A 9,126-nucleotide genomic window follows, 5' to 3' on the forward strand; every position below is an offset into this window, starting at 1 on the left:
GTCAGGGATAAGGCGCGCGCGGAGTTCTGGGGCGCACGCCGCCGCCAGGCTGAACGGGCACCATGTTCTGTCCGCTTGAATATTCGACGTATGGTGAAACGACGATGGGCGGTTGAGCCTCCTGCGGGATGCCGGGCAATGTCGCCATCGGCACCATGCCCGGGCCGCCGAGCGGGCCGCTCTGGAGCACCGTGCCGCTCACGCCGCTGTGGATACCGGTTTGCGTATCGAGTACGAGCGGTTCGCCGCCCGGCTTGGCGAGCGCCGGTTGCGAGCCGGGCAAGACTGCGGCGAGCGCGATGCAAACCTGCGTGACTTTCGTGATTCGATGGCGGAACCCGATATTCGTCGTGTCATTGATATGGCCTGGCATCGCGCGCGCTTTTGTGTAGACGAAACCGCTTTACCTTACCCCGGTGGCAAGCTTTAGGCTAGGTGGTTCGACACATAAGCAGCCTTGCAACCGCCCCTTCCACAGGAGATACGATGAAATCAACAAGAATCGCACTTGCCATCTTCACCATCCTCTGCAGCGCAAGCGTGAATGCCCAGACCGCCGCGCCGGCGAGCGATGCAATGCCAGGCATGAATATGGAACAGCACGAGCCGAAGCCGACGGACGTCTCGTCCACCGCCGCGTTCCAGGCCGCCGATCAGAAAATGATGTCGGGCATGTCGAGCATCGAGTACACGGGGGACGCCGACCGGGATTTCGTCGCGCACATGATTCCGCATCATCAGGGCGCGGTGGAAATGGCGAAGGTCCAACTGAAGTACGGCAAGGACGCCAAGCTGCGCAAGCTGGCGAAGGACATCATCGCCGCGCAGAACAAGGAAATCGCATTCATGAAACAGTGGCTGGAGCAGCATCCGCACAAGCAGTAAAACGCTCCGCTCACGTGACGAGCAAAAAGCAAAAGCCCCGCAATTGCGGGGCTTTTGCTTTCACATCGGGCGTGTTCGACGCCAGGAACGAAACGCTTAAGCGTTGTAGCCGTTCGTTTCCAGCGAGCGGATGCGCTGTTCAAGCTGGACGATGTCCGTCGATTGCGCAAGATAGGCTTCGCGGCGGCGCTGCTCGGCGGCTTCAAACCAGATGCTCAGTTTTTCGATGAGGAATGCAAACATGGTGTTCTCCAAGGTCTTCGAAAGATCCCTGGCGGTTCGGGTCAGGGATTACCCGCGTTAGGGAATACCCGGATTATAGGGGAGAACGTCCGTGCCGGGGTAGTGAAATGCTTGAATAGTGTGCATTCGGATTCGGAATGGTGCAGGCCGCATTCTTGCTTAAACCACTGATTTCTCGTATCAATTTGCTCATTATCAACGATCTGGTCGTTGCACACGCACCATTTTCGTGCATTACTGCGCCAGCTTGTCCAATATCGGGCAATCCGGCCGCGCGTCGCCGTGACAATGATTAGCCAGATGCGACAGCGTGTCGCGTATCTCGGTTAATTCGGCGATCCGCCGGTCCAGTTCCGCAACATGTTCCAGCGCAATCGACTTCACCTCCGCGCTCGCCCGCGACCGGTCCTGCCACAAGGCGAGCAGCTTGCGGATATCGTCGACGAGAAAACCGAGCCGGCGTGCCTGCCGCACGAAACGCAGCGCGTGGACCTCGTGATCGCCATACACGCGATATCCCGATGACGTCCGTCCGACCGGATTGAGCAATCCGACGCTCTCGTAGTAGCGGATCATTTTCGCGGTCACGCCCGAGGCGCGGGCCGCTTCGCCGATATTCATCGTCTGCTCCTGAAAAATGTCATTCCGACTCTACACCTTCCCATGATGGCAAGGTATACGATGTCGTTGATCCGGACTTTTTCAAGGGGAAACAGCAATGACCGAATTCGAAGTTCAGGGCATGAGTTGCCAGCACTGCGTCGCCGCTGTGACGCGCTCGATTCAGGAAATCGATCCGCAAGCGCAAGTTCGCGTCGATCTGGAGCGAGGCAAGGTCGCCGTCGAATCCGCAAAATCGAACGATGCGCTCAAGGAAGCCATCGACGAGGCCGGCTATACGGTCGTCGGCGTCGCTTCGGCATGAGGCAAAACGAGCGCTTTACCGTCGCGCTGATCGGGGCGTCGGGGTTGCTGGGCCGGGCGGTTGCCACGGAACTGGCGAGCGCGGCCAGCACGCAGACGTGGCGCGTCGTGCATACGGCTCACCGGCGCGCCGACGCCGCGAGCGTGAAGCTCGACCTGCTCGACCATGACGCGGTACGCGCGTTCGTGCGCGATCTCGCGCCGGATGCGATCGTGGTCGCGGCAGCGGAGCGGCGTCCGGACATCTGCGAAAACGATCCGGCGCTCGCGCGCGCGTTGAATGTCGAGGCGTTGAGCGTGATCGCCACCGAAGCGCGCGCGCTCGGCACATGGGTATTGTCGATTTCGACCGACTACGTCTTCGACGGCGCGTCGCCGCCCTATTTGCCCGACGACGCGCCCGCGCCGCTCAACGCCTACGGCCAGAGCAAGCTCGACGGCGAACGCGCGCTGCTCGCGAGCGATCCGATGTCCTGCGTGCTGCGTCTGCCGCTGCTTTACGGGCCGTTCACCGACTGGAGCGAATCTGCGGTGACGAGCCTCACGCCCGCGATCGTGAAATCGTCCGAGGCTGCCGGCGCGCCCGCCTCGATGGACGCCTGGGCGACGCGTTATCCGACATACACGCCCGATGTCGCCGTGGTGATTCGCGGCATGCTCGAACATCACGCGAAAGGCGCGACGATCTCCGGGATCACGCAATGGTCCGGCGACGAGCCGATGACGAAGTTCGATATCGCCGAACGCATCGCGCGAGCACTGAAAGTGGACGCGAAGCTCGTTGCGCAGCGCACGCCCGCGGACGCGACGCCGCGCCCGCGCGACTGTCATCTCGATTCCGGCCGGCTGGAAGCGCTGGGCATCGGCCGGCGCACGCCGTTCGACATCGCGATCGGCAGACTGCTCGCGAAGTATCCGGACGTCTCATCTCAGTGAAAATCGCGGCTCGGCGCGGCCAGGCGGCCGAGCAAAGCACTATGGTCTTCGAGCCGCTGCGCCACCAGATGGCGCACCTCGCCTTCCATTTGCCAGACGCCGTGCACGCCGAGCAGCGACGCGCCTAGCAGCACCTTGCGCTGTTTCTCGACGAGCCCCGGCCAGACGATCACGTTGATTGCGCCCGTTTCGTCCTCGATCGATACGAAAATCGTGCCGTTGGCCGTGCCCGGCCGCTGCCGCACCGTCACGATGCCGCACGCCCGCACGAAGCGCCCGTTTCTGATATCCGCGAGTTCGGCCGCGGTCTTGAAGCGCATACGCGCGAGCTTCGCGCGCAAAAGCGCGAGCGGATGCCGATTGAGCGTGAGCCCGAGACTCGCGTAATCGTCGACGATTTCGCGACCTTCCGATGCTTCCGGCAGCAGCAGCGGCGCCTCGCTCATCGGCGCGTCGCGCAGCAATTCCGGCGCGCGCTGCTGTGCGGTGACCGCCCACCACGCCTGACGCCGGTGTCCTGCAATGCTCGCGAGCGCATTGCCCGCCGCGAGCGCTTCGAGTTCGCGGCGCGACAACGCGGCACGGCGCGTGAGATCGTCGACATCGATGAACGGCGCTTCTGCGCGCGCGGCCATGATCCGCTCGGCCGCCGCTTGCGGCAGACCTTTGATCAGTTGCAGGCCGATCCGCACGCCTGGCCCTTTCGCGCCGTATTGCCGTCCATCCAGCTCGACGCGCTTTCTGAGCCTGCGCGCCGCTCGCTGCACGGTCTTCCGGAACACGCGATCCGACTCTGCCGCGCCGTAAAACTGTTGACGCCGCCGCTCCTTGCCGGCATCGAACCCGATGCGCTCGCCATCGCCGGCGCGCGCTTCCAGCACCGACTCCCAATCGCTCAGCGAAACATCGGGCGCGAACACCGGCACGCCGTGACGCCGCGCGTCCTGCACGAGTTGCGACGGCGAATAAAAGCCGAGCGGCTGGCTGTTCAGCAGGCCGGCCAGAAACGCCGCGGGCTCGTAACGCTTGATCCACGCGCTGAAGTAGACGAGCAGCGCGAAGCTCGCCGAGTGACTCTCAGGAAAGCCGTATTCGCCGAAACCCTCGATCTGCTTGCACACGCGCGCGGCGAAATCGTGCTCGTAGCCGCGCGCGAGCATCTTCTGCATGAGATCGGCTTGATACTTTTCCAGATGACTGCCGCGGCGCCACGCGGCCATCGCGCGGCGCAACTGATCGGCCTGTTCCGCCGTGTAGCCCGCCGCGACCATCGCGAGCTTCATCACCTGCTCCTGAAAGATCGGCACGCCGAGCGTGCGGCCGAGCACCGGCCGCAGTTCCTCTTTCGGATAATCCTCCTCTTCCAGGCCCTGCTTGCGGCGCAAATACGGATGCACCATGCCGCCCTGGATCGGGCCGGGCCGCACGATCGCCACTTCGATGACGAGGTCGTAATACTTCTGAGGCCGCAAGCGCGGCAGCATGCTCTGCTGCGCACGCGATTCGATCTGAAACACGCCGATGGTGTCCGCGCGGCAGCACATTTCGTAGACGGCCTTGTCCTCGCGACGAATATGCGACAGCCCGAAGCCCGGCACGCCGCGCCGCAGCGCGACGAATTCGAGCGCGCGCCGGATCGCCGAAAGCATGCCGAGCGCGAGCACGTCGACTTTCAGGAGCTTCAGCTGATCGATGTCGTCCTTGTCCCATTGAATCACGCAGCGGTCCTTCATCGCGGCGTTTTCGATCGGCACGAGCCGCGACAGACGTTCCCGCGCGATCACGAAGCCACCGACATGCTGCGACAAATGCCGCGGAAAGCCGCGCAACTCGCGCGTGAGCCGGATCAGATGCTTCGTGACGTGCGAATCGTCGCTGAAGCCGGCTTCCCGGAGATAACCCGCCACCGCCGACGGCCCGTCCCACCATTGCTGCGATTTGCCGATGCGCTCGATCAGCGATGCATCGAGCCCGAGCGCCTTGCCGACATCCTTCAGCGCGCTGCGCGTGTGATACGTGATGAGCGACGCCGCCAGCGACGCGCGATGCCGCCCGTACTTCTGATAGATGTACTGGATGACTTCCTCGCGCCGCTGATGCTCGAAATCGACATCGATGTCGGGGGGCTCGTTGCGCGCTTGCGAGATGAAGCGCTCGATCAGGAGACCCATCCGCACCGGATCGAGCTCGGTGATGAAGAGGCAATAACAAATGATCGAATTCGCCGCCGAGCCGCGTCCCTGACACAAAATCCCTTTGCTGCGCGCGAACGCGACGATGTCGTAGACCGTCAGGAAGTACTTCTCGTATTCCAGCTTCGCGACGAGCGCCAGTTCCTTGTCGATGAGACCGATCGTCTCGGCGTCCATGCCGTTCGGCCAGCGCTGCAGCGCGCCCGCCATCACCCGCTTGCGCAGATAGCTCGCGGGCGTCTCGCCGGGCGGCACCAGTTCCTCGGGATATTCGTACTTGAGTTCGTCGAGCGAGAAGGTGCAGCGCGCGGCCACCTTCAACGTTTCCCGGATCGCCTCTTTCGGATAAAGCGCGCCGATGCGCAACCGCGTGCGCAGATGCCGCTCCGCGTTCGCTTCGAGCGCATAGCCGCATTCGGCGAGCGGCCGGTTCAGGCGAATCGCGGTGAGCGTGTCCTGCAAGGGCTTGCGCGAGCGCGCGTGCATCAGCGCACCGCTTGCCGCGATGAGCGGCAATCCGCTCGCCTGCGCGATCACGCGGCACGAAGCGAGACGCTCGTCGTCGCTGCCGTCCTGCCAGAGCTCCAGCGCGAGCCACGCGCGGCCCGCGGCGAAACCGGCCAGCCAGTGCGCGCGATCGAGCGTATCGGCGAGCGTCGCTGCGCGCTGCGGCACGAGAATCAGCAGGCAATCGGGCAAGTGCTTCAGATGCGCGATATCGCCGCGCAAGTCCGATGTATCGGATGAAGCGGCGGGATCGGTGAAGTCTTCCGGACCGATCCGATAGCTGCCCTTCGGCGAACGCGCGCGCGCGTGCGAAATCAGCTCGGACAGGTTGCCGTAGCCCGCCCGATTCGTCGCGAGCGCGATAAGCGTGCAGAACGGCTCGCCATCGGCGTCCGTGAGATGCAGTTCGCTGCCGATGATCAGCTTCAGATCCTGCCTCTTGGGCGGCGGCTCGCCGGCAAGCCGCGCGGCTTCGGCGTCGGCTTGCGCCTTCGCCTCGATGTCCTTGATCGCGGCATGCGCGCGCACGACGCCCGCGAGCGAGCATTCATCCGTAATCGCGAGCGCGGTGTAGCCGTGTTCGAGCGCGGCCGCCGCCAGTTCCTGCGGATGCGATGCGCCGCGCAGAAACGAAAAGTTACTCAGGCAATGCAGTTCGGCATAACCGGGCAACAACGCCGACGCCGACATCGAGCCGGGAAACGCGTTGTCTCCATGCAGACCGATGATGTCGTTCAGATCATCCATCGCGCATCATCCGAAAAAACCGTGCAGGAACCAGTCGCCCGTAAGACGTTCGCGATAGAGCCAGAACATGCGCCCGCGATCGTCGGCGGCGACGTAGTAATCGCGCTGGACGCCGTTGCCGTCCCACCATCCCGCCTCGATACGCTCGGTCCGGCTGATCAGCTTCAACGGACGCCGATAGAACGGCCGCTCGTTGCGCAGCATCAGCTTTTGCGGCGTTTCGAGTATCCACGACGGACGCGGCTGCTGGGGCACGGCGAGATCGGGAAGTTCGAGCGGTTCGTCTGACTCCGTTTGCACTTCGGGTTCTGCTTCTGCCCTTGCCGTTTGCGTCTTCGGCGACTTTTTTCCACGCTTGGGTTTCGTTTCGCTTGCGGGCTTATAAGGTTCGACGGTCATCGCCGCCTCGGGCCGATGATCGTCGCGCGCGACCAGTTGCACCACGTTCTCCGCGCCAAGCCGCGCGCTCAGGCGTTCGAGCAGTTGCGCCATCGATTCGCTGTCGGAACCAGGCATCGGAAACAAGGTGTCGGGCGGCGGCGCATGCTCGCTGACCTTGTCGGCCAGGAGTTTCATCTCGATGACGGGCGCGGCGAGCGTCGTCTGATTCAGCTTCTCGCGCAAGAGCCACAGGATGTGGTCGGCGTCGCGCGTCGGCACGGCCCACGCCACCTTGAATGTCGACGTTTTCGGCGCGTGACGGGCGGCCAGTTCGTGTTCGAGCAAGAGCGAAAATTCGCTGACCGCCGCATGATGCGCAGAGAGCCAGCCGGCGAGTTGCAGCACGAGCCGGCGCGCGGCGAACAGCAGCGCCTCGGCGCTTTCCACGCGCGCCTGCAATTCGAGCCGCGCTTCGAACGACGCCGGCGCACAAAATGCCTCACGCGGGTCGGGCGCCTGTCCGTACGCTTGCGCGAGCCATTGCAGAACGCCTTGCCCGAAGCGGCGCGCGACGCCCTTGCGCGGCAGACGACGCAAATCGGCGAGCGTCGCGCAACCGATCTGCTCGAACACGTTGCCGTGCGAATGCGCCGATGGGATGAGCGATACGGGCAACTCATCGAGTACGTGCACGAGCGTCGTCTCTTTCACGATGCGTACGCGCCGCGCGACCCGGCGCGTGCGCGCGTGCGCCAGCAGCCACGCGCCCCACGCTGTCGGCGCGCAGCCCATGCGGGACGTGAAGCCACATCCTTTAACCGTCGATGTCACTCTGGACAGCAACGCGCGCAATCCGCCGAAGAGCCGCATGCTGGCGCCGACTTCGAGCAGTACCGTATTCGCATGCGCGAGCACGACTTTGGGCGTGAACGCGAGCAGCGCCAGCGCAACGGCTTCGAGCGCGTTCTGCTCCTCGCGAATGTCGACGGCAAGCAGCGTCAGTTGGGGCGCGAGCGCGAACGCATGCGAGCGCGTGCTGCCGGGCCGCACGCCGAGCCGAAACGCGACGAGATCGGGCATCAGGACGCGCGCGTGATCGGCTAGCGCGAAGCATGACTGATCGATATTGTCATTCGCCGTCGAGCTCGCTCCAGGCGATGTCGAGTTCGCCGGCGCTGAGGGCATCGAAGGCGGCCTGACGGCTTCGAGCGATAAAAGCGGCAATGTCACCGCTATCCACAACATGTTTGACCTCTCGTGCTTTCCTTGCCTGATGCGCCCGACGAATATGTTCGGGCAGCGCAGGCATCTGCAGCGGCAAGTTCAACTGCAAGGGCTTGCCGAGCAATGGGCCGCGCCGCTTGATGATGTCGATTTCGAGCATGACGGCCTGCATCCATTCGCGACGGTTCATCGTCTGCGCGTTGGCGGGAAGTATCGGCTTGCAGACCATGCGCAGCGGCGCAGCGGAGGATTGCTTCGCCGCTTTGAGCGGGCGGAACAGAAATGCCAGCGACTGCGCTTCCTGAGCCGCCACCTGCAGTCTTCGCAAGGCTTTGGCATCGACTTGTGGTAGCCAGATCAGCACTGCGCCGATGCCTTCCTGCTTCAACGACTGCTCCGCGGCCCAGAGCACCTGATCCTCGGCCGCTTTGACCCAGACCAGCTTGTTCACCGCGATGTTCATCGTCCGAAGCGCGGCCAGATTGGGCTTCCACGGTGGCGCGACGAAGATGACGGAGCGGCCTTTGCTTGCTGTCAGTTCGCGGATCGAGTGCGCGAGCAGTCTGATTTCGCCTACGCCACTCTCTTCGATCAGCAACTCGGTGACTGAGCCGGGCATCCAGCCTGCGCCGGGCAAGGCCAAGTCGAGCGCTCGAAAGCCGCTCGAGATGATGTTCGAATCGGGATCGTTGACCGGACTGCCCTGCCAGACCTGACGCTGCAGATGCGATGTCAGCCCGATGTCGAGCAATGAAAGTGCTGCACCCATGAGTTTTCCCCGTCCGACGCGAATACAGGGGCCTGCTCATGGCGCAAGCGCTCGGTGGGCCTCCGGTTTACTGTATATTTATACAGTATTTTTGCGGGCGAGGGTAAACAGCTGGGCGGATGGAAGGATGCGCCGATGGGGCGCGAGGCGAGTCGCAGCGCGGGTTATCCGGATTCACGGATACCGCGCTTCAAACGCAAAAAGCCCCAACTCGTTGGAGTTGGGGCTTTCGCTTGCTTTCAGCATGAGGAGCCTGACGATTACCTACTTTCACACGGGTATCCGCACTATCATCGGCGTGGAGTCGTTTCACGGTCC

Annotated in this window: 9 protein-coding genes; 3 read left to right on the plus strand and 6 right to left on the minus strand. The window is 63.5% G+C overall.

What is annotated here, in order from left to right:
- Window position 1: 1 nt before the first annotated feature.
- Window positions 2-373 carry a hypothetical protein gene (locus NCS67_RS07710; RefSeq protein ID WP_250434869.1) on the minus strand — a complete coding sequence of 124 codons (372 nt, stop codon included), beginning with the start codon at window positions 371-373 and terminating at the stop codon, window positions 2-4.
- A 113-nt stretch (window positions 374-486) separates the two neighbouring features.
- Between NCS67_RS07710 and copM the strand changes: the two genes are divergently transcribed.
- A complete protein-coding gene (gene copM / locus NCS67_RS07715; RefSeq protein WP_175982305.1) occupies window positions 487-885 on the plus strand; it encodes a CopM family metallochaperone in 399 nt (132 codons plus the stop codon).
- A gap of 96 nt (window positions 886-981) precedes the next feature.
- Here copM and NCS67_RS07720 read toward each other — a convergent pair whose 3' ends face one another.
- Both NCS67_RS07720 and cueR read right to left on the minus strand, forming a co-directional pair.
- Entirely contained in the window at window positions 982-1,128 is a 147-nt protein-coding gene (locus NCS67_RS07720; protein ID WP_008349196.1) for a DUF3563 family protein, read from the minus strand.
- A gap of 234 nt (window positions 1,129-1,362) precedes the next feature.
- Complete coding sequence (gene cueR / locus NCS67_RS07725) at window positions 1,363-1,749, minus strand: Cu(I)-responsive transcriptional regulator (RefSeq protein WP_250434870.1); 387 nt, start codon at window positions 1,747-1,749, stop codon at window positions 1,363-1,365.
- A 97-nt stretch (window positions 1,750-1,846) separates the two neighbouring features.
- Here cueR and NCS67_RS07730 point away from each other — a divergent pair, with 97 nt between their 5' ends.
- Complete coding sequence (locus NCS67_RS07730) at window positions 1,847-2,053, plus strand: heavy-metal-associated domain-containing protein (protein WP_008349193.1); 207 nt, start codon at window positions 1,847-1,849, stop codon at window positions 2,051-2,053.
- Entirely contained in the window at window positions 2,050-2,988 is a 939-nt protein-coding gene (locus NCS67_RS07735) for a dTDP-4-dehydrorhamnose reductase family protein (protein WP_008349192.1), read from the plus strand. Before NCS67_RS07730 ends, NCS67_RS07735 begins: the two co-directional genes overlap by 4 nt.
- On the opposite strand, the gene NCS67_RS07740 is transcribed toward NCS67_RS07735, so the two are convergent.
- Genes NCS67_RS07740 through imuA form a run of 3 tightly spaced genes read right to left on the minus strand, consistent with a single transcriptional unit; the run spans window position 2,982 to window position 8,808 of the window.
- Window positions 2,982-6,434, minus strand: a complete 3,453-nt coding sequence (locus NCS67_RS07740) for an error-prone DNA polymerase (RefSeq protein WP_425306881.1) — start codon at window positions 6,432-6,434, stop codon at window positions 2,982-2,984. The two genes, NCS67_RS07735 and NCS67_RS07740, sit on opposite strands and share 7 nt — an antisense overlap.
- Before the next feature lie 6 nt (window positions 6,435-6,440).
- Window positions 6,441-8,000: a Y-family DNA polymerase gene (locus NCS67_RS07745; RefSeq protein ID WP_502801849.1), complete on the minus strand. Its 1,560-nt coding sequence runs from the start codon at window positions 7,998-8,000 to the stop codon at window positions 6,441-6,443.
- Window positions 7,945-8,808 (minus strand): translesion DNA synthesis-associated protein ImuA, encoded by an 864-nt coding sequence (imuA, locus tag NCS67_RS07750; RefSeq protein WP_008349189.1) that lies wholly within the window; start codon window positions 8,806-8,808, stop codon window positions 7,945-7,947. The genes NCS67_RS07745 and imuA overlap by 56 nt, the downstream gene beginning before the upstream one ends.
- Window positions 8,809-9,126: the final 318 nt, after the last annotated feature.

It is taken from the genome of Caballeronia sp. ATUFL_F2_KS9A (genome assembly GCF_023630765.1).
In the GTDB taxonomy this organism is placed as follows: domain Bacteria; phylum Pseudomonadota; class Gammaproteobacteria; order Burkholderiales; family Burkholderiaceae; genus Caballeronia; species Caballeronia zhejiangensis.

Bases quoted from the DNA above. Each gene is read 5' to 3' on its own strand.
- NCS67_RS07710 (WP_250434869.1), bottom strand. From the start codon at position 373: ATGCCAGGCCATATCAATGACACGACGAATATCGGGTTCCGCCATCGA.
- copM (WP_175982305.1), top strand. From the start codon at position 487: ATGAAATCAACAAGAATCGCACTTGCCATCTTCACCATCCTCTGCAGC.
- NCS67_RS07720 (WP_008349196.1), bottom strand. From the start codon at position 1,128: ATGTTTGCATTCCTCATCGAAAAACTGAGCATCTGGTTTGAAGCCGCC.
- cueR (WP_250434870.1), bottom strand. From the start codon at position 1,749: ATGAATATCGGCGAAGCGGCCCGCGCCTCGGGCGTGACCGCGAAAATG.
- NCS67_RS07730 (WP_008349193.1), top strand. From the start codon at position 1,847: ATGACCGAATTCGAAGTTCAGGGCATGAGTTGCCAGCACTGCGTCGCC.
- NCS67_RS07735 (WP_008349192.1), top strand. From the start codon at position 2,050: ATGAGGCAAAACGAGCGCTTTACCGTCGCGCTGATCGGGGCGTCGGGG.
- NCS67_RS07740 (WP_425306881.1), bottom strand. From the start codon at position 6,434: ATGGATGATCTGAACGACATCATCGGTCTGCATGGAGACAACGCGTTT.
- NCS67_RS07745 (WP_502801849.1), bottom strand. From the start codon at position 8,000: ATGCCCTCAGCGCCGGCGAACTCGACATCGCCTGGAGCGAGCTCGACG.
- imuA (WP_008349189.1), bottom strand. From the start codon at position 8,808: ATGGGTGCAGCACTTTCATTGCTCGACATCGGGCTGACATCGCATCTG.